This window comes from Corynebacterium sp. HMSC062A03, from assembly GCF_001811145.1.
In the GTDB taxonomy this organism is placed as follows: domain Bacteria; phylum Actinomycetota; class Actinomycetes; order Mycobacteriales; family Mycobacteriaceae; genus Corynebacterium; species Corynebacterium aurimucosum.
In genome coordinates, this window is sequence record NZ_KV803683.1 from 80,343 (window position 1) to 100,005 (window position 19,663).

Sequence of the window (19,663 nt, forward strand, 5' to 3'; positions counted from 1 at the left end):
ACACCGTGGCAGATAAGAAGGCAGAGCAGAAGCCGGAGCAGCGCCAGGGCGGCCTAGGCAAGGGCCTAGCCGCGCTCATTCCATCCGGCCCGGGTGCGCCCTCCCGCAAACCGCGCCTGGGGGATTCGGCGGCCGACATTATCCTTGGCGCTTCGACAGGCGGGGCTCACGGATCTGCGCCGAAAAAGGTGCAGGGAGCGCCCACCATCCAGCAGTCTTCTGGCTCGAAGAAGCGGCAGGCCAAGCCTTCGGTGATTGGTGCGACGTACCGCGAGATCTCCGTCGGGGATATCATGCCCAACCCGAAGCAGCCACGTACTGTCTTCGACGAGGATGAGCTGGCGGAGCTGGTCCACTCCATCAAGGAGTTTGGCCTGCTGCAACCGGTCGTTGTGCGCCCCGCTGAGGAGGGTGGCTTCGAGCTCATCATGGGTGAGCGCCGCTGGCGTGCCTCCTCCAAGGCGGGCCTGGCCACCATCCCGGCCATTGTGCGCGATACCAAGGATGATGACCTCCTGCGGGACGCGCTTTTGGAGAATATCCACCGCGTACAGCTCAACCCGCTGGAAGAGGCTCACGCCTACCAGCAGCTGCTGGAAGAATTCGGCGTGACCCAGAACGAGCTGGCTGATCGCATCGGCCGCTCCCGCCCTCAAGTCACCAACATGATCCGCTTGCTCAAGCTGCCGGTCAATGTGCAGAAGCGCGTTGCCGCTGGCACCTTGTCCGGTGGCCATGCCCGCGCGCTACTGGGCCTGCCGGATGCTGAAGCCATGGAGCTCATTGCCAACCGCATTGTGGCCGAGGGCCTGTCCGTACGCGCCACGGAGGAAGCCGTCACCCTGTACAAGCGTGACGGCAAGCCGGCCGAGCCAACCAAGAAACCTGCCGCCCCGCAGCCGCAATTCTTTACTGATTCCGCTGAGCGCTTGGCCGATCGCTTCGACACCAAGGTCACCGTCACCATGGGCAAGCGCAAAGGCAAGATGGTCGTCGAATTCGGCGACCAGGAAGACTTTGAGCGTATTCTGGCCCTCATTGAGGGCAAGGAAAGCAGCTAGCTGACCATGCTCGTTCAGGCCGTCAAGGAAGGTGTTGCCATCAACCCCTTGGCGGCCCGATCCATCTTCTGGGAGCTGAAGACCACGGTCGCTGATCCTGTTTTCGAGAAGGAAGCATGGATCAGCGCCACGCTGCTGCGCTGTGGCGAGTGCGGTTTTACCGTGGGTGATGAGGCCACAGTGTTCTTCTGCCCGCCCGACCTTGCCCCCGGTGCCGCGAAGCTACCCACCTCCCCCGTCTCGGAGGACGCCGTGCTGGTGTCCTCGCTTTTCGTGAAATCGCACCGCGCGGCGAAGGGCCTGGAGGCGGTGCTTCTCGATGCCACCATCATGCACCTCACCTCCCGCGAAGCTAGCGCCGTTGAGGCCTTTGGCTACCGCGATGCTCGCGCCGCCGAGAATCTCCTGCGGGCTAAGCCCGGCCGTATTGGCCTACTACCGGTGGAAACGCTGGAATCCGCCGGTTTCAGGGTGGAGCGTGATCACCCCATTACCCCGCGCCTGCGACTCGAGCTGCCCCCAGCTTTCGATCTGCTGACGGCTGCCGCCGTGGAGGACCTCCTCGCCCGCGCCCTAGCCTAGATACAGGATGGTTCCCCTAAGCCCGTTAGGAAGAGCGCTCCGCGCGCAGCAGCTCGTCGAAGCGGTAGGTGCCGGTGACGGCAGTGTCATCGTCAAGAAGGTACAGGCGCTTGACGGAGACGACGATGGCCTCGGCGATGTCATCGCGGCGATCCGGGTTGGTCAGAATAGTCACGTCCTTGGGGCTGGTTAGGTAGCCCAGCACGACCTGCACCACCGGCATCTGGGTCAGGCGCAGCAGCGCCCACGTGCGGCCGTGGTTGCGGCAGTTGCCCAGCTCGGTGCGGGCAACGATCTCTCGCTGGATGAAGCCGGAGAGCGTTTCACCAATGAGCGAGGAGTTACCGGACTCAGAACCGAAGTAGAAGGTGGCTACGCCATTGGCCTTCTCTGTGGGGTACTCGTCGCAGGCGAGCGAAATGACCAAGTCAGCGCCAAAGGCATTGGCAATGTCGGCGCGATCATGAATAGAGGGATCATCGGTACGCGGGCGGGAGATGATGGTCTCCATGCCGGCGGCAATCATGCGGCCAGCAACTCGCTCGGCCAAATCCCAGAGGATCTCTTCCTCAGTGATGTCACCAAAGCGGCCCTTGACCGTACGGCCCTTGTTGAAACCACCCAGGCTGGGATCGATGACAACGCGCTTGCCGGCCAATTGGGGCCCTGCGTTGCGGACGCGCTCGCGCTCTTGGATGTTGTGCGCTGATCCGCCGGTGATGCGCCGACCCAGTAGGTTGAGCGCGTTGATGGTCTCCGGGCCACAAATTCCGTCACTGCGCAGTCCAGAGTTCAATTGGTATTCCGCCAGCGCTGCATAGGTGCGGGCACCGAAATTGCCGTCGATGCGCTCCTGGTAGAAGCCGAGCTCCTGGAGCTGTTGCTGCAACTGGGAGACATCGTCGCCCACCTGCACGTTGCCAGGCTCATAGGCCAGCACGCGCGCACCCAAGGTGTAGGAGGCTTGGCGCAGTTCACGCAAAGTGAGTTCATCGATATCGCCGCTGGGCACAATGCCGCGTGATTGCTGGAAGGCCTTAAGTACTTCCGCTAGCTCGCTATCAAAGTGCTTATCGGCTTCGGAGTACTTTTGCTTCTTCCAGTCGGACAACGTCCCCTGGTAGTCAGTCATCAGGCCGAGGCGGGCAAGGGTTGCGCGTGCTTCGGCGACCCGAACGCTCTGGTCACCTACACGTAAAACGCGGTTCACACCTACCCCTTTCGTGATCAAGGAGGCGCACTACAGTGCGCCAACAACGAGTTAAAGAATACCAGTTAGAGCTGTTTCTTTACCTGCGCCACGATGTCGGCCTTGGAACGCAAGCCAACGAACTCATCGACCTTCTCGCCGTCCTTGAAAATCAGCACAGATGGGATGGACATGATCTGGAACATGGCACCCAAAGTGCGTTCTTCATCCACGTTGACCTTGACTACGGAGACGTCCTCACCGAGTTCTTCGGCGACCTCCTCAAGGATCGGGGACAGCTTCTTACACGGACCACACCATTCGGCCCAGAAGTCCACGACGACTGGCTTGCCTGCCTCTACGACGTCAGCGCGGAAGGAATCAGTAGTGACGTTTTTAATGTTGCTCATGTGATTACTAACGGTTCTCAGCCAGGAAATGTTCCGCATCAATGGCCGCGCGGCAGCCGGAGCCCGCAGCGGTGATGGCCTGCTGGTAGTGGTCATCCACCAAGTCACCACAGGCAAAGACACCTGGCAGCGAGGTCTTAGTGGAGGGCTGCTGTACCACCACGTAGCCAGCCTCATCGGTCTCTACCTGGCCGTTGAGGAAGCCGGAGCGCGGGTCGTGGCCAATGGCTACGAACATGGCGGTCAAATCCAGCTCGCTGGTCTCACCGGTCAGCACGTTCTTGACTTCGAGGGCACCGACCTTGCCGTCCTTCTCCAGGACGCGCTCGACGGTGGTGTTGGTCAGCCACTTGATCTTTGGGTTCTCCTTGGCGCGCTCCAGCATGATCTTGGAGGCGCGGAAGTTCTCCGAGCGGTGAATAATGGTGACGGTCTCGGCGAACTTGGTGAGGAAGGTGGCCTCTTCCATGGCGGAATCGCCACCGCCGACGACGGCGATGTTGTGGTCCTTAAAGAAGAAGCCATCGCAGGTGGCACACGCCGACACGCCGCGGCCGGTCAGCTCAGATTCGCCCGGAATACCCAGGTAGCGCGGAGCGGCACCGGTAGCGAGGATGACAGCGCGGGCTTCATAAACCTCGTCGCCCACGTGTAGCTTCTTCACCTCGCCTTCGAGCTCGATGGAATCTACAACTTCCATGCGAAGGTCGGCACCGAAGCGGATGGCTTGAGCGCGCATCTCTTCCATGAGCTCAGGGCCCATGATGCCCTTCTGGAAGCCCGGGTAGTTCTCCACCTCGGTGGTGTTCATGAGTTCGCCACCGTATTCAAAGCCCTCGAAGACGATGGGATTGAGTTCGGCGCGTGCTGCGTAGAGCGCTGCGGTGTAGCCGGCGGGGCCGGAGCCGACGATGGCGACATCGTGGATAGTCACTAAAAACTCCCTTGAAACGATTCTTTTTAAGTAAGACTCAGATTCTACTCGCCCTCAGTCTATCGCCGCACGCAACACTTGCCGAGCCCGGGCTCGGCGCGACTTCACCGTGCCCGGCGCAACACCCTGCACCTTGGCCACGGTATCGATGGGATAACCAGCCACGTCGGTGAGGTAGAGCGCCTCGCGCTGGTCCTGGCGCAAGGTTTCCATCGCTTGAGCCACCGTGATGCGCTCCGCCAGGTTCTCGCTGGGGTTATGCGCGAGTGCATAGTTGCGGTCATCCTCAATGATTTCCGCGTCCAGGGAAGCGTTCTCCCGGTTCGATCGATGGTTGAGGAAGTCATAGCCGGAGTTCATTACCAGCCGGTGCAGCCATGTGCTCAGGGTGGCATCGTGCCGGTAGGAGGCCATGTTGCAGCTGGCCTTGAGCAGGGCCTCCTGCACAATGTCCTGCGCATCATCATCGTTGCGCGTATAGCGTCGCGCCATGGCGGTCAGGCGCGCGCGGTGCTTTTCGACGATTGCCGAAAAGGCCTTGGTATCTCCACCAATGAAGGCGTCGACGAGTTCACGATCGGTCGGCTGTGCTGACACTAAGAATCCCCCCGGAAACTTGAGCAATGACAAGTGGGTCAACACAGTCCCCGGCCGAAGCCGATGGTTTGTGATTGTCCCCCCGTTGATGTGGTTGCGAGTTTACGGGAAGATTCTGCTATCCGCTACGCGAAGCGTCTCACGTGCCGCGTTTAACGTGCCGTGCTTACTGCACGGCACGGACACGGTACGCACGACGCAGTGCATCCTGGCATTCCAGCAGCACGCGGCGCAGCGCGCGCGGACGATCTTTGCTCAGGAATTCGCTGGTGGCGGCGTCGGCCATCGCGAGATCTGGGTAAAGACCGCGCACGAGGCGGTTGGCAATCTCGATGGGATGCTCCGTCCAGAGCTTCGCCAGAGAATCGAAATACTCCTGGGCAAAGGCTTCGGTGAGGTGGGCTGAGCGCGGTGCGTTGAACGCTGCGAGCAGGGAATCCACCTCCGCGTTGGAGTACGTGCCCGGCGTGCGCACGAGGTCAAAGACTTCGCGCTTGAGCTCGGCAGATGGGAAGGCGTGGGAGGCGCCTAGGTAGGCGGCGGCACCGGTGAGCGTGTTATCGCGCTCCTTCTCAGCCTCCAGCTCCTCGGTGCTGATGGCATCGCGGGCGGCCAAGGCGCGGAGGATGGCCCAGCGAATATCCGGGTCGAGGGCGAGGCCGTCGAGGGAGTCGTCGTAAAGCGCACGCAGGCGCTGCGTGCCGGATTCCTCCGGGGTGGCCGCGAGCGCCTGAATGGCGGCTCGGGCGAAGGTGAGCTGCGCGTCGGAACCAGCCGGGGCGTCTTGCAGCACCTCCCACAGCCGCTCGGCATAATCGGAGCGAATCTCCTCGCGTTCTTCCTGGCTAACGAAGTGGTCGATGGCATAGCGGGCATTGGCAAAGGCCGTGGTCAGAAGCGTCGGGTTGGACTCCGCCGGAGCGTGCTTCAGCACGGTGTCGAGGTAGGAGCGCACCGGCCACTCGCCATCGCGGGTGAGGTTCCACAGGGAGGTCCAGATGACCGCTCGGGAGAGCTCATCCGGAACTTCAGACAAGCGCGCGCGAATGGTCTTCAAGGAGGTCTCATCGAAGCGGACCTTGGCGTAGGTGTGGTCGCCGTCGTTCAGCAGCAACAACGCCGGTGCCTGAAGCCCAGAAGCCTCGTCGAGGATAGTGCGCTCGCCCTCCAGATCGACGTCGAGGGTGGCGTACTTCTTCAGCGAGTTATCGAACAGCGCCACGTTGAGGCGGTGCGGGCGCGTGGTGTCCTCCGCCTCGACAGCGATAGCTAACTCGTGAATCCTATCGCCGTCCGCGTGTAACTCCGGGGTCAGCGTATCCGGGCCCCACGTGCGCAGCCAGGCTGTGGACCAAGCGTCGAGGTCGCGGTCGGTGTGCTTCTTCAGGGCCTTAAGGAGATCCTCGAAGGTGGCGACAGCAAAGGCGTGCTCCTGGAAGTAGTCACGCGCGCCGGCATAGAAATTCTCCCGGCCCACGTAGTGCACCAGCTGCTTGAGCACTGCAGCACCCTTGGCATACGTAATGCCGTCGAAGTTCTGACGCGCGGCATCCACGTCCGGGATCTCGGCCTTGATCGGGTGTGTGGTGGGCAACTGATCCTGCAGGTAGGCCCAGTTCTTTCGCTGGCCGGCGAAGTTGACCCATGCCTCGGTGTAGTCGGTGGCGTGGACTGAGGAATCCGCGCCCATGAACTCCGCGAAGGATTCCTTGAGCCACAGGTCATCCCACCACTGCGGCGTGACCAGGTCACCGAACCACATGTGCGACATCTCGTGCAGGATCGTATTCGTGCGCCCGGCATGCTGCGCGCGGGTGGCGGCGGAACGGAAGAGGTAATGCTCCGTAAAGGTTACGAGGCCGGGGTTCTCCATGGCACCCAGGTTGTACTCCGGAACGAAGATGGAATCATACTTGCCCCACGGGTAGGGATAGCCAAAGTTGTTGTGGAAGAAGTCCATGCCTTGTGCGGTGACCTGCAGGATTTCATCATCCAGGTACTCCGCCATGGAGGCGCGGGCGAAGGCGCGCAATTCCACGGTGAGGGAGTCATCGGGTGCAGTCCAAGTGCTGTGCTTGGCGACGTACGGCCCCGCCGCAAACGCCGTCAAGTACGTCGACAGCAGCGGGGTCGGGGCAAAGTGCGCTACTTCCCCACCCTCGGTCTTCTCGCGGCTGACCTCCGGTTGGTTACTGAGCAGCTGCCAGCCTTCCGGGCCGGTGAGGTGCACCTCGTAGCTGGCCTTGAGATCCGGCTGGTCAAAGCAGGGGAAGATGCGGCGGGCATCAGATGGCTCGAGGTGCGAGTAGAGGTAGGTGGTGTCATCGGCCTGGTCGTGCATGCGGTGCAGACCCTGGCCAGTGCGGGAGTAATAGGAGGAGCCGGTGATCTCCACGGTGAGCTCCTCCCCCACTGGAAGGTTGCTCAGGTAAACCCGTCCGCCGTCGAAGGTGTTCTCCACCTCCTCGCCGTTGACGTGCACTGTATGCACGGCCTTGCCCAAGTAATCCACGAAGGTCTCGTGCTCGGTGGTGGTGAACGTAATGCGCGAGGTGACCTCGTAAGAGTCGGCGTCGGTTGGCGCACTCGTGACGTCGAGGTGCAGCTCGTAGGTGCTCAAACGCAGCGCGGCGCTGCGGGCGGAAGCTTCTGCATGGGTGAGGTTTGCGGTAGTCATGCGCTACATCTTAAACCTCGCTGCGGTGTGTATCACAGGGTGGTCATGAAAGAATCCACCGCGTGTTGGGGCCGCGCTGTGGGCCATCAGGATCGATGCGCGCTTGGCCTATAGTTCTTAGGTGGCGCAGTATTCCTGTGACAATTGCCCGGTCTACTCCCAGTTCTTCGGCGACTTTACGCGTATTCAGCGCAGCTCCTTCTTTGAGTTGAGCCAGGATCCAATCCTGAACGGACGTTGCTGCAATGTGTCCCTCTATGTGAAGCCCCATCAGTGATCGTGCCTTGGTGGTAAGTATCCACTCTCGCGCTTCACGTAGTTGTTCTACGAAACCGAGGCTCTCATACCACCGTAGGGTGTCTGCAGCCTGATCTTCGCTGACTTGCATGAGTTGGGCAGCAGTGTGACACAGCAGGATCTGGTTGTCCATAAGGTGACGGGCAATGATGAGACCATTGACGCTGTCGAAAGGCTCAGCGCCGAAAGCACCTTTGAGTTCGGTCAAGGACTTAACGAACGCGGTGTCAACGCGCCCAGAGGACAAAGTAACTTCGACGAAGGATTCCTCGGCGCGAAGTTCCGGAATATGGCGACCACTCGACAGCATGGATGCCCACATGCGGTCGAATCCACGGGAGGATTCCTCTGCTAACCCCAGCATCCTTAACGCCGTCATAAGGCGGGGATTTCGGGGAATTGATTGTGTTGTGAGAACCCGATCGCGTTGTACACCTGTGGGAAGACCACCGGGAGACCATACAGAGAAGGCTATGGGAGATTGGTCGATGACTACTGCAGCCGATGCGTCCCAGTCGCGATGGGCTAAGGCATTAGAGACAAGCTCGTCGACAGCGGTGTCTGGGAAAGCCTTGATCGATACTTCTTGACCCGTGGCAAGGGCGATCCGCTCCACTTCTTGCTGGGCATTGACTCGAATTAGCTCTTTCAACCGCAAGTATGTGGTGATGAGGGGCGCAGAGATTTCTGTTGTTCTCGGCTCACCGCCAGGGACAAGACGGAGGAGGTGCCGAACTGTAACCTGCTGGGATACCGGAGGCATGAAAAGGATTTCGGCCGCGTATGTGGGCTTTAGTGAGCCATCCAGCAGTCCTAATTCTCCCAAGAGTTTGCGGGCCGTCGCGGGAACAGGCTCCTGGGAACCGGACATTGCCCTCGCTTGGGCTAGGAGGTGTCGGGCCTGATCGACGGCCGTCATATCGAGTTCCTCAAGCCCTCGCCGGGAGGGGTGAGCAGTGTAATCCGGGTTGGCGCGTTCAAAGAAGAGTGCGCGGCGTTGATGCTCGGTGAGTGGTACGCAGCGAGTGTCAACTCGCTTGCTCGCCTGTCCCTTTGGGCGTTGATACAGCGTGATGCCACGGGGAACGCGTAAGACGATGAGCCGGGCTCCGCACCACTCCAGCTCCTCTGCTTCGATGTGGATGTTGGGCTGTGTTCCTTCAAAGATCTTTCTTATGAGCCAGTCCAATTCCCGTTGGGTGCCTGTAAATGCCTCTGGTCCAGATTTCTTGTCTGCGACTCCAAGCACAATGAAAGCGTTCCCGTTATCGGCATTGGAAAAGCACACGGCTTCATCGATGAGGAATTCAACAAGGGACGCGTCTGGATTGCGATTTCGAGGGTGGACGGCGGGATCCTCTTTAAAATCGAGAATTTCGGATTCCAGGCTATCGGCGGTTGCGCCGGCTTCAATCGAGCGCAGTGCCTGGATGATGAATTCGAGTTCGTCCTCTCTCATGGTCCCGTAGTGTAGCAGAGTTGTTTCAAACAACTCCGCAACAACTAATAAACAACTATTGGCTAATATGGCAGCTTCTGACTCAGAATTAATCTAGAACATGCAGTCCAGAGCGTTGTTCAAGTTGTTTGGGAGTTGTTTCAGAGTTGTTTATTACTCGGTTTTGGGCCTTTAGTTGTTAAAAAGTTGTTGCCCGCAGTACCGGAATGGGCACTACGGGCAACAACTTAGAACTACTTCCTACGGCGAGGTTTCGCGCTTGATGGCTTACTGCTTGATGGCAGAGACCTCGAGCTCAATCTTGATCTCCTCGGAGACCAGCACGCCGCCGGTCTTCAGCGGAGCGTTGAAGTCGATGTCGAAGTCGAGGCGGTTAATGGAGGTCTTAGCCGCGAAGCCCAGGCGGGTGTTACCGAAGGGATCCTCGGCCACGCCCGTCTCCTCTACCTTGAAGTCAACGGACTTGGTGGTGCCCTTGATGGTGAGGTCACCGGTGACCATGCCCTCGCCTGCCTCGTTCACGTCGAACTTGGTTGCGGTGAAGGTCATCTCCGGGAACTTCTCAACGTCGAAAAAGTCCTCGTTCTTCACGTGCGCATCGCGGTCGGCGTTGTTGGTATCGATGGACGCGGTCTTCACCGTGGCGGTAGCTGCGGACTCGTTAATGTTCTCTCCCACCTTCAGGGTGCCCTCGAACTCGGTGAAGTTGCCACGCACCTTGGTGATCATGGCGTGGCGGGCGACGAAGCCGATGGTGGTGTGTGCTGCGTCCAGTGTGTAGGTTCCTGCGGTGATAGTCATGGGTTCCTCGTTTCTTCTAGGTTTCTCTAGATTGTTGATGTGACAACAATAATTATACGCTCCGTGTCTGATCTGTAAAGGGAAGAAATCGCAAGAACAATAAAGCCCCAGACCTAGAACCCGAAACCTGCAGGTGGGCGTCGTCAAGCGCGTGGTGCGTCTGAGTCAGCGAGCAGGGAGTTTCGGGATCGAGGTCTGGGGGAATGCGTGAGGTGGTGGGTTAGTTAGTCGGGATACCCACCAGGGTGGCCTCCTTCAGTGTGACGGAGCCGGACTTGGGCATGTCGGTGAAAACGATGAGGGCGCCGTCGAAGGCCACGGGCTTCTCCTTGAGCTCGATGTCTTGGCGTGCGCTCGTCAAGGTGCCGTGTGCGAGCTCGGTCAGCTTGCCGGAGTCAGGATCCGTGGGGTCAAAATCCTTGGTATTAACGCCATAGACCTCGTACTTGGCGCCCGTGGACTTGCTCTGCTGAAGCGGTAGCGCGCGGAGTTGCGTGGGCTTGTCAACGCTGAGCAGGAGTCCAGTGTCTGCCTTTTTCGTGGACCATGAACCAGATACTTCCTTGCCCTCCGGAACGGAGGTGGTCTTTACGTCTTTCAGGATCACCGGCGGCACGTTGGGGAAGGTCGTTTCCGTCGTGGATTCGCTCTTCGTCACCACGGGGGAAGTTTTCTCATTACCTACCTGGGAGAGAATCCACACGCTGAGTGCGGCCATCGCCACGACGAAGAGGGTAGCCAGCACACCGAGCACGATGATCCCGGAGCCAGAATAACCGCGGCCGCCGAAGCCCGGTGCAGGGCTCGGGTCCTCCTTGCGCGGGGTCTCCTCCACCGGTACCTGGAGGGTTTCCTCGCCGTCCTCGCCGTCGCCGGCGAAGACCGCCAAGCGGTGGGCGATGTCCTCGAGATCGGAGTCCTGGCCCTCTTCGGCGTCGGCAGCGATCTCCTGTAGCACCTCCGGTGTTGGGCTAGTGGAGTCCACCAGGAGAGAGATTGCGGAGGCCAACGCCGAGCGGTCAGTTTCCTCATCGTTGCTGTGCAGCACCGCGGGGAAGGCCAGCGTGGCAATACCTTCGGTAGAGATGCGGATGCGGTTGCGGTTTTCAATGCCCAGCACGAGGTCCGCCGCATGGGCCGCGGCTGTGGTGCGCACCAGCGGTACCAAGGCGTGGGCCACGGCGCGCGGATCGAGGTCCTCATCCTCCGACACTGTCTTCAACGAGGTGCCCTCTACCCAGTCCGCCACGACGAGGCAGCCCTGGCGGTAGGACAGGATATCGATGTTCTCCGCCACGGCATCCAGTTCCATCTCCGCTAGGCGGCGCGTGGCGCGGGAGACCTCGGCGGAGCGGCGGGCGGCCACGGCCGGGGTCGCCGGCGCCATCGGGGCTTCGCCTGTGGTGTCCACGAAGGTCAGCGACACCACGCGGCCGGTGGCCTGCTCGCGCGCCTTCCAGAAGCGGGTACCCGCGGCAGAGCCATAGTCTTTGAGGAGGCGGAAGCGGCCATCGGAGACCGGCGCACCCGGCACCAGGCGCGGACCACGGACGATACCGGCAGACATCGGCGGCGGCACCGGCGAAGAGTTGAAGGCGTCCACGCTGAAGATGGGCTGGAACTCCAGCTGCTCCGGGGCTTCGACCTCGATAGCTTCTGCATGCTCGATCTTGATGAAGCGGGACATGCCCGGAATGCGCTGCAGCTGGCGGCCCAGGTTGATGACTTCCGGCAGGCCCGAACGCGAGAGCACGATGCCGGTCACGATCACGAAGACCAGGCCCACGACGGCGAGCTTGAGCAGGTACACAAACGGCGGAACCTCGGCCGGGAGCACGAAGTTGATGCCGTAGTTGAAGGCGTAAGCAACGACTAGGCCAACGATGGAGGCCAGCACCGACCACACGGTGGTCGCGATAACCGCGCGGCCGCCCAGGCTACCCAGCTTGCGCTTGAGCAGGAAGCCGCCGATCACCGCGCCGGCCACGAAGCCGAAGCCGTTGGCAGTACCCAGCAGGATGACCACGCGCTCCGGGGAGTCCGCAACGTGTGGGGCCAACAGGGAGAGCACCACCTTGGTCAGCGTGATGCCGGCGATGATGAAGGTGGGTGTCCACGCTTCCTCGCGGGCGTAAAACACGCGCAGGTGCAGCAACACTAGGGCGTAGGGGATGAGGGTAAAGGCGGAGAAGCTCAGTGTGAGGCCGAGCAGCTCGGCCGCGTCGGCGTCGAAGGCTCCGTATTGGAAGAGGCCGCGGGCAATCGGGATACCGAAGCCCGTCATGAAGATGACGATCGGAATCAGGGCGATAAACGTCAGCTTCGTGCCGAGCGTGAGATCCCGAACCACGGCCTTGACGTCACCGTCCGCGGCGTTGCGGGACAGACGCGGCATAATTGCGGTGAGTAGCGTGACGCCGATGACGCCATAGGGCACCTGCAGAAGCAGCCAGGCCTGCTGGTAGGTAAAGGGCGCGCCTTCATCCGCATGCGCCGCCACGCGGGAGGTGATGACGTAACCCAACTGGGAAATCGCCACATAGGCCACAATTGCCATGGCCATCCCACCGAATTGCTTGAGGCGGTCATCCAGGCCCCACAGCGGCTTGAGGTTAATGCCTGCCTTCTTGAGATAAGGGAAGAGGATGAGGCATTGCACGACCACGCCCGCCGTGGTGCCTAGGGCTAGGAGCAGCACGTGCCTGTCCGTGATCGGCGAGGGTGCATCGGGATGCAGACTGCCCGGCACCAGCTGGTAGGCCACGAGCACCGAAATCGAGATGATGTTATTGACCACCGGTGCCCACGCGCCCGGCCCAAAAATATTCTTGGTGTTGAGCACCGCTTGGAAGAGCGCGAAGAGTCCGTAGAAGAAGATCTGTGGCAGCAGCAAGTAGGCAAAGGAGGTCGCCTGCACGGCATTGACCTCGCCGTCTTCCGGCAACATCATGCGCGTTAACTGCGGGGCAAAAATACAGGAAAGCACCGTGATCGTGGCCAACAGGGAGAAGGCCAGTGTGAAGAGGCGCCGGACAAAGTCCTCGCCGCGGTCGGCATCTTCCTTTTCCGCGCGCACCAGCACCGGAACCACGAGTGAGGTCAGCACCGCACCCAGCACAATCTCCGTGATGAGGTTGGGCAGCTGGTTCGCCGTGGTAAAGGCGGAGGAAATCGCCGGGCCAAGCGACGAGCCGATGAGCACGTTGCGAATGAATCCCGTGATGCGGGAAATCAACGTGGCGATAGCCATGGAACCGGTGGCGCGGACGACGGCGCCGTCGGAGTTCTTTTCGCCGCCGGACTCACTCGGGGCCGAGGCAGACTTGCCCTTCAATCCCGAACGGTCCTCGAGTTCGTCGTCGACAGCAACGACGCCGCTCGGCGCGCGCTTTTCCGGGACCGGTGCCGGCGGCGAGGGCGTGACAATGCGGCGACGGGCACCAGACATAGGTTCATGTGTCATAGAGAAAACTATCCGTGAGACTTCTTTTTCTTCCGCTTACCCAGACGGAACAGGGCAGCTAGGACGAGGGCGAGCGCGGCGATCGCGCCGACTCCATAGACGCTAACGATACCGGCACGCGTCTGCACCGTGATGTCGATGGGATCCGAAATGAGGTGCTCAGATGGTGTTGCAAGCCACAGGCGCAGCGACGTCTGGTCAGCGTTGCTAGGCAGGTCAGCGGTCATGGACACGGTAATGGATCCCTTGGCCGGGATGTGAATCATGTTCTGCGTGTTCAACGTGGCGCCGTCGGGGGCGTCATAAGCCAGGTGGGCGTCGACAGGCAGTGGCAGGCCGTTTTCCGCCACGATGAGCAGCGGCGATGACTCTGAGACGCGGGTATACACGTTGCCCGGTGGGATGAGGGATACGGAGGCGCGCAGCTCGCGAAGCATATCCGCGTTCTTCTCTAGGCGGGAGCGGCTTTGCTTCACCGAAGTCGGAAAGCCGTGCAGGCTGGAGCGGCCGGTCGCGCTGAGCGCCGTGAGCAGATCGTGGCGCAAAGGTGCCGTGAAGTCGTAGCGCGTCATGGCAATACCGGGGTCGTTGACCATGATGGACATCAACTCGTCGGTATAGCGCGCCTGCTGTGTTACCTGTGTGATCTCGGCGTCGTGAAAGGCTGAAGGGTCCGGGTAGGGGCTGCCGGGACTCCCACTGCCCTCCTCCACCTCTAGCGCGGTAACGGGGCGGGGTTCGAGGCGCCCAGAATCGAGGAGCCGCTGCGCTGCTTCCATCACCGCACGTGCGGCGGCAGGGTCCTGGTAATTCGGCAGCTTGGCCACGGTCTCCTCTTGTGCAGACGCCACCCTTATCGACGCCCCCGCCGTCAGTGCCCTCGCCTGTTCCGAATCGATCGAAAAGTCGTAGCGCAGCTCCGGGTTGGAGTACCCGGTGGTCTGCGGCTTCGATCCGGTTTGGGCCAAGAGTGCGCCGAGGGAGGCATCAAAGGTGGCGGCCTTGCCTACCCACTCGGAATTATCCGCCACCAACAGCGGAACGGACATCGCATGCTCGCTCGTCCCAGAGGCCGGCGCGGTGAGCTGCGTGCTGAGCGGGACGCCGAGGATGCGCTCGATGGTGTCTGTGCCTTGCTCTACGGCCTCGTGGGTGAGCCACTCATTGCCCACTTTGGCCACGGCATCGGTGTCTGCGTTGGCCCACGGCATGAGCATGCGGCAGTCGACCTGTTTGAGCTTCTGCAGCCATGCGGCGGCGTCCCGGGAACCCGCGCCGGGCGTGCCGCGATCGGAATCGGCGCTGTTAAACCAGGAATCACGCAGGCGAGTGGGGTGTTTGGCGGTAGAGGGGCGCGTCTCGTTGACGGTGTAGCCGGCGGACATGCGGTCGGCGGCGTCGACAAGCGCGGGGTCCAAAGCCATGCAGCCGGAACCGTGCAGATCATGCTGCAGGTAGGCGTCGAGCAGTTGATCGAGCCGCCCGCCCGGGGAGAGCTGTTCAGCCAGCTGCTCGCTTTCTAAGATGAGCTCCTCGCCACCGGTATCTCCCGGCACCACGTCTACCTCGGCGGTGACAGGATAGACCAGCGAAAAGGAATGCTCGCTCTCGTCTTCGGGAGCCGATTCTTCTCCTTGGAAATCCAGGATTGTCCGCTCCTCCGCGAAACTGGCCGCCTGGCCGTCGCGGGTGCCGGTGAGCGTGAACAGGAGCGGGTAGGCGCCAGGTTCCGTGATGGCCAGCGTGGAGTCTTTGCCCAATGCGGTGGGAACCTCCACGGTCAGCTCGCGGCTCTCCCCCGGTTCAAGCTTTCCCGCGCCGAGTGTCGCCCCATAATAAGGAAAGGATCCCGCAGCGAGCTCTTGGCGTGCCTGGGTGGTGGAGTTCACGGCAGTGCTGCGCCGGGAGGTTATCTGCAAATCATCAACGGCGCTCTCGGTTGGGTTATGGATGCGCAATTGTAGCTCGAGCGTCTCCCCTACCCGCGCCTCCGTTGCGCTAAGTAGGCTGAGCTCCAGCTCGTCGGGACCGCGGGAGCCGAGCCAATAGTGGGAGTCAGTAATCCCAGTGTCTGGAGTTTGTGCCTGGGCCACGGGGACGGTGCAGCCCACCGCCAGCGCCGCGATGGCCGCCGCTGCGCGCCACCTCACCGTGGGGTCGCCTTTCCTGCGGCAGCTTCCTTTCGCGCGAGATCCGGGAGGAGGTCGTGGGCAATGCGAGCCAGCTTGCGCTCGTCCGCATAGGCCAAGTGCTCGATGAGCTCGGAGACTGGGATCCAGGACACTTCTGTGACCTCCGGGTCTTCGTCATTCATGATGCCGTCCACAAAACGCAAAAGGTGGTGGTGCACTGTTTTGTGAATGCGCACCCCATCGGAGACGAACCAATAATCAATCATGCCGAGGTCCGCGAAGACCTTACCGTGGATTCCTGTTTCTTCCCAGACCTCGCGCTCAGCGGTGAGCTCTTTGGCTTCGCCATTTTCCACATGCCCCTTCGGCATGGACCACAGCAGGCGCCCGCGGCGGTCCAACCTGCCGATGAGTGCCACATAGATCTGGGACAGGTCCACGTTGCCGTTTTCGTCGACGGCTTCCGCCAATCCGGACACGACAAGTCCGCCGGCGGAGGTCTCATCCCGCGTGGTCATGCGGTTGGTGGACGTGCGCTGGGGGCGTCCCGTGCGGTGGTTCCGGTGGCCCGCGCCCCGCCGGCGGCGGCGTTTGGACCCTGGCGTGTTCTTAGTCATCCCTGCTAATCGTAGTAGACTTCGATCCGTGAATTTTCAGGACACTCAGCTAATCGGCGTTCTTGCCCGCGCGGACGCTACCGTCAGCCGGCTCAGTGGCCTCTTAAGCGGCCTGGTGGAGCGCTTTGCGCTTCACGACGCCCCCCTCTACCTCGTCGGCGGCTCCGTCCGCGATGCCTTACTTGGCCGTTTGGGCAACGATCTCGACTTCACCACTCCGGCTCGGCCCGACGTGGTCTATTCCATTCTTGAAGAGTGGGCGGAGACTGTGTGGGATACCGGCATTGACTTCGGTACGGTCTCGGCGGCTTATAAGGGCCAGCAGATTGAGATTACGACTTTCCGTTCCGATAGTTATGACGGGCAGTCCCGCAACCCCGAGGTCATGTACGGCGATACCCTCGAGGGCGATCTCGTGCGCCGCGATTTCAAGGTCAACGCCATGGCCATCGAGCTGCGCCCGGACGGCACCCGTGAATTCCACGATCCGATGGGCGGACTCGCGGACCTAGCGAACCGCATCCTCGATACCCCGGATGCGCCGGAGATTTCTTTCCACGATGATCCCCTGCGCATGCTTCGTGCTGCGCGGTTTGCGGCGCAGTTGGAGTTTGACGTCGCCCAGCGTGTGCGCGGCGCCATGATCGACATGGCTGCTGAAATCCAGCGCATCACCGTAGAGCGCGTACAGGTGGAGCTCAATAAGCTCATCTGCGGTGTCGCGCCGTGGAAGGGCATTGACCTGCTCGTTGACTCCGGTATTGCGGATTATGTTTTTCCGGAGATCCCGGCGTTGCGCATGGCCCCCGACGAGCACGCGCAGCACAAGGACGTGTACGCGCACTCGCTGACAGTACTGCGCCAGGCCATGGAGCAGGAAGAGGACGGTCCCGACCTGATTCTGCGGTGGGCGGCGCTGCTCCATGACATTGGCAAGCCGGATACCCGCGACACCACCGACGGCAAGGTCACCTTCCACCATCACGAGGTAGTGGGCGCGAAGCTCACCCGCAAGCGCCTGCGCAAGCTGAAGTTCCCCAAGGCTACGACCGAGGACATCGGCCAGCTGGTCTACCTGCACATGCGCTTCCACGGTTTCGGCGATGGCCAGTGGACCGATTCTGCTGTGCGCCGCTACGTCACCGATGCCGGTGATCTACTCCCGCGTCTGCACAAGCTTGTGCGCGCAGACTGCACTACCCGCAATGAGCGCAAGGCCCGCCGCCTCCAACGCACATATGACCAGCTGGAGGAACGCATCGCGGATATCGCGGCCAAGGAAGACTTGGCGCGCGTGCGCCCAGATCTCGATGGCAACGAGATCATGGAGATCCTCGGCCTTGAACCTGGTCCCGAGGTAGGCAAGGCCTGGTCTTATCTCAAGGAGCTGCGCCTCGAGGAAGGCCCGCTGGAGCGCGAGGTTGCTATTGCGAAGCTGCGCGAGTGGTGGAATTCTAGATAGGGATGTACGCAGACAGACTTTTCAACGCCCTCGAGCGCAACGATCCCGCCCCTGGCCAGCTCCTTGTGGCGGCTCCCGACGTCCTCGCGCCCCATTACAATCGCTCCGTCATCCTTATCACCGAGCAGCATGCGGGGCGGACCTATGGTGTGGACCTGACTAAGCGCTCCGAAGTCGCTGTTTTCAATGTCATGCCGGAGTGGCTACCAGTGGTGGCTAAGCCGCAGGCCCTCTACATCGGCGGTCCGCACAATCAGCAGGCGGCCATTGGTGTGGCGCTGACGAAACAGGGCGTGACCATTGAGGAGCAGCCGGCGCTGAGCCGCCTCGCCCCGCGCGTGGCTCTGGTAGATTTGCGCGTCGGTCCCGATGCCGTCACCGAATTAGTAGAGGGTATGCGTCTTTTCGCCGGTCACTTCGAGTGGGGTCCGGGTGAGCTCGATGAGGAAATTGACCGCGGTGAGTGGTACGTGGCCCCTGCCCTGCCTCAGGACGTGGTTTCCTCGGGGTCAACGGATACGTGGTCGGATGTCATGCGCAGGCAGGCCATGCCCCTTCCGTTGTTCGCCACTTTCCCGCGCTATATCGATGAAGATAATTAGCGATCGTCCTTTTCTTCTGCGCTAACATCTCTGCCATGCGTGCGGAGATCATCAAGGCAATACGGACCTGCATGCCCATCGCCGTCGGGGTGGTGCCGTTGGGCCTCGCCTTCGGCGTGCTCATGGTCCAGACCGGTTTTGACTGGTGGTGGACCCCTATCTTTTCCATCATTATTTACGCTGGCTCGATGGAATTCCTCGCCATTTCCATGGTGACCGGCGGCGTGACGCCCGCCGTAGCCGCGCTGACGGGTTTCATGGTCAACTTCCGGCACATCTTCTACGGGCTGACCTTTCCGCGCGATGAGATTTCGAGCCGCCTCGGCCGCGCTTATTCGACGTACGCGCTTACCGACGAATCCTATGCCGTGCTCTCGGCCCTCCCCCGTAACTCGCGTCCAAGTGGCGTGTTTGTTTTTAGCGTGCAGCTGTACTGCCAAGTCCTATGGGTCGGTTCCGGGATCATTGGTGCGGTGGCAGGCCAGGCCATTCCTCCTTCGGTGAAGGGCTTGGAGTTTGCCCTAGTTGCCCTGTTTATCGTGCTCGCGATTGATTCTTTTCAGAACAACAAGGATTACTCCCTTCCCCTGTCAGCGGCGGTCCTGGGAATCCTCGCGAGCTTTCTATTTCCCGGTCAGCTGCTCATGGTGGCGCTGAGTGCTTATTTCTTGCTCTTGGTGGTGCGTTACCTTTCTCCGCGTATCGACAATGCGCTGATTCTGCGGAGGGAGCCAACATGCCAGACGGAGTAACCCTCGGTAGCATTTTCGCCGTTTTGATCCCCGTCGGGATAGTCACCGTCCTCTTGCGTTGGCTGCCCTTCGGGTTCGTCAAAGCGCTTAAAGGAAGCCAGTTCATCAGCATGTTGGGATTCACCATGCCCGTGGGTGTGATGACGGTGCTTGTGGTCTATACCTTGTTTGGTCAGATCCAGGACACGGGGAGCCTTATCGCTCCCCTCGTCGGCGCAGTGGTTACCGCCGTATTGCACCTGTGGCGCCGGAACTCAGGCTTGTCCATCTTCGGGGGCACGGCCGTGTACATGGTGTTAGTGAACCTGGTGCTCTAAAAGTCCCCGTACAGGGCGATGGCCTCGGTCCACAGGGAGTGGAACTGGAAGGCGTCGATAAGCTCGGCGTCGATGTCGGGGTACTTGTCGTAGGTATCGGGGTGTGGGACCACGCTCTGTGGGATGTTGGCGTCACCCACTGAGGCGGTTGGCGTGGCGGCACCGACGATGGCGTCATTCGGTGCGAGGGCAATCATGCGCAGCATGGTGCAGGCCTCGCCGTTAATTTCCTCCAGCTCCGCGATGTGAATGGCAGTGCCGACCTCAGGAACAGTCATGGTGGTGCGAACATAAAGCTTTTTCATGTGCTC

17 protein-coding genes are annotated in these 19,663 nt (G+C 61.1%); 6 read left to right on the forward strand and 11 right to left on the reverse strand.

Going from position 1 to position 19,663, the window contains the following annotated elements; translation table 11 throughout:
• Positions 1-5 precede the first annotated feature (5 nt).
• Together HMPREF2781_RS07665 and HMPREF2781_RS07670 are read left to right on the forward strand one after the other, a co-directional pair.
• Positions 6-1,061, forward strand: a complete 1,056-nt coding sequence (locus HMPREF2781_RS07665) for a ParB/RepB/Spo0J family partition protein (RefSeq protein WP_070444535.1) — start codon at positions 6-8, stop codon at positions 1,059-1,061.
• A gap of 6 nt (positions 1,062-1,067) precedes the next feature.
• Positions 1,068-1,643 (forward strand): hypothetical protein, encoded by a 576-nt coding sequence (locus HMPREF2781_RS07670; RefSeq protein WP_070444537.1) that lies wholly within the window; start codon positions 1,068-1,070, stop codon positions 1,641-1,643.
• A 25-nt stretch (positions 1,644-1,668) separates the two neighbouring features.
• Here the strand turns inward: HMPREF2781_RS07670 and HMPREF2781_RS07675 are convergent, their stop codons facing one another.
• The 10 genes from HMPREF2781_RS07675 to HMPREF2781_RS07720 all read right to left on the reverse strand — a co-directional run bounded on the left by HMPREF2781_RS07675 (position 1,669) and on the right by HMPREF2781_RS07720 (position 16,219).
• On the reverse strand, positions 1,669-2,853 hold the full coding sequence (locus HMPREF2781_RS07675) for an N-acetylmuramoyl-L-alanine amidase (RefSeq protein ID WP_070645142.1): 1,185 nt from the start codon (positions 2,851-2,853) through the stop codon (positions 1,669-1,671).
• A 65-nt stretch (positions 2,854-2,918) separates the two neighbouring features.
• On the reverse strand, positions 2,919-3,242 hold the full coding sequence (gene trxA / locus HMPREF2781_RS07680) for a thioredoxin (RefSeq protein ID WP_070444541.1): 324 nt from the start codon (positions 3,240-3,242) through the stop codon (positions 2,919-2,921).
• A gap of 7 nt (positions 3,243-3,249) precedes the next feature.
• The gene (gene trxB / locus HMPREF2781_RS07685; RefSeq protein ID WP_070444543.1) at positions 3,250-4,176 is read right to left on the reverse strand and encodes a thioredoxin-disulfide reductase; all 927 of its coding nucleotides are present in this window, start codon (positions 4,174-4,176) and stop codon (positions 3,250-3,252) included.
• 54 nt (positions 4,177-4,230) lie between these two features.
• Positions 4,231-4,773 carry a sigma-70 family RNA polymerase sigma factor gene (locus HMPREF2781_RS07690; RefSeq protein ID WP_010188059.1) on the reverse strand — a complete coding sequence of 181 codons (543 nt, stop codon included), beginning with the start codon at positions 4,771-4,773 and terminating at the stop codon, positions 4,231-4,233.
• 166 nt (positions 4,774-4,939) lie between these two features.
• On the reverse strand, positions 4,940-7,450 hold the full coding sequence (gene pepN / locus HMPREF2781_RS07695) for an aminopeptidase N (RefSeq protein ID WP_070645145.1): 2,511 nt from the start codon (positions 7,448-7,450) through the stop codon (positions 4,940-4,942).
• A 43-nt stretch (positions 7,451-7,493) separates the two neighbouring features.
• Positions 7,494-9,206: an ATP-binding protein gene (locus HMPREF2781_RS07700; RefSeq protein WP_070645155.1), complete on the reverse strand. Its 1,713-nt coding sequence runs from the start codon at positions 9,204-9,206 to the stop codon at positions 7,494-7,496.
• Positions 9,207-9,473: 267 nt separating this feature from the next.
• On the reverse strand, positions 9,474-10,007 hold the full coding sequence (locus tag HMPREF2781_RS07705) for a YceI family protein (protein ID WP_070444547.1): 534 nt from the start codon (positions 10,005-10,007) through the stop codon (positions 9,474-9,476).
• A gap of 220 nt (positions 10,008-10,227) precedes the next feature.
• Positions 10,228-13,470, reverse strand: a complete 3,243-nt coding sequence (gene murJ, locus HMPREF2781_RS07710) for a murein biosynthesis integral membrane protein MurJ (protein ID WP_070645158.1) — start codon at positions 13,468-13,470, stop codon at positions 10,228-10,230.
• Positions 13,471-13,478: 8 nt separating this feature from the next.
• Positions 13,479-15,620 carry a DUF6049 family protein gene (locus HMPREF2781_RS07715; protein ID WP_070645161.1) on the reverse strand — a complete coding sequence of 714 codons (2,142 nt, stop codon included), beginning with the start codon at positions 15,618-15,620 and terminating at the stop codon, positions 13,479-13,481.
• Positions 15,617-16,219, reverse strand: coding sequence for an NUDIX hydrolase (locus HMPREF2781_RS07720; protein WP_070645164.1), 603 nt, complete (start codon positions 16,217-16,219; stop codon positions 15,617-15,619). Before HMPREF2781_RS07720 ends, HMPREF2781_RS07715 begins: the two co-directional genes overlap by 4 nt.
• A gap of 28 nt (positions 16,220-16,247) precedes the next feature.
• On the opposite strand from HMPREF2781_RS07720, the gene HMPREF2781_RS07725 reads away from it, so the two are divergent.
• Genes HMPREF2781_RS07725 through HMPREF2781_RS07740 form a run of 4 tightly spaced genes read left to right on the forward strand, consistent with a single transcriptional unit; the run spans position 16,248 to position 19,352 of the window.
• Positions 16,248-17,681: a CCA tRNA nucleotidyltransferase gene (locus HMPREF2781_RS07725; protein WP_070645167.1), complete on the forward strand. Its 1,434-nt coding sequence runs from the start codon at positions 16,248-16,250 to the stop codon at positions 17,679-17,681.
• A gap of 2 nt (positions 17,682-17,683) precedes the next feature.
• Positions 17,684-18,283: a YqgE/AlgH family protein gene (locus HMPREF2781_RS07730; RefSeq protein WP_070444555.1), complete on the forward strand. Its 600-nt coding sequence runs from the start codon at positions 17,684-17,686 to the stop codon at positions 18,281-18,283.
• A 35-nt stretch (positions 18,284-18,318) separates the two neighbouring features.
• Positions 18,319-19,035: an AzlC family ABC transporter permease gene (locus HMPREF2781_RS07735; protein ID WP_070645170.1), complete on the forward strand. Its 717-nt coding sequence runs from the start codon at positions 18,319-18,321 to the stop codon at positions 19,033-19,035.
• Positions 19,020-19,352 (forward strand): branched-chain amino acid transporter permease, encoded by a 333-nt coding sequence (locus tag HMPREF2781_RS07740; RefSeq protein WP_070645173.1) that lies wholly within the window; start codon positions 19,020-19,022, stop codon positions 19,350-19,352. The genes HMPREF2781_RS07735 and HMPREF2781_RS07740 overlap by 16 nt, the downstream gene beginning before the upstream one ends.
• Here HMPREF2781_RS07740 and HMPREF2781_RS07745 read toward each other — a convergent pair.
• The gene (locus HMPREF2781_RS07745) at positions 19,349-19,657 is read right to left on the reverse strand and encodes a hypothetical protein (RefSeq protein ID WP_070444561.1); all 309 of its coding nucleotides are present in this window, start codon (positions 19,655-19,657) and stop codon (positions 19,349-19,351) included. The two genes, HMPREF2781_RS07740 and HMPREF2781_RS07745, sit on opposite strands and share 4 nt — an antisense overlap.
• Positions 19,658-19,663 lie beyond the last annotated feature (6 nt).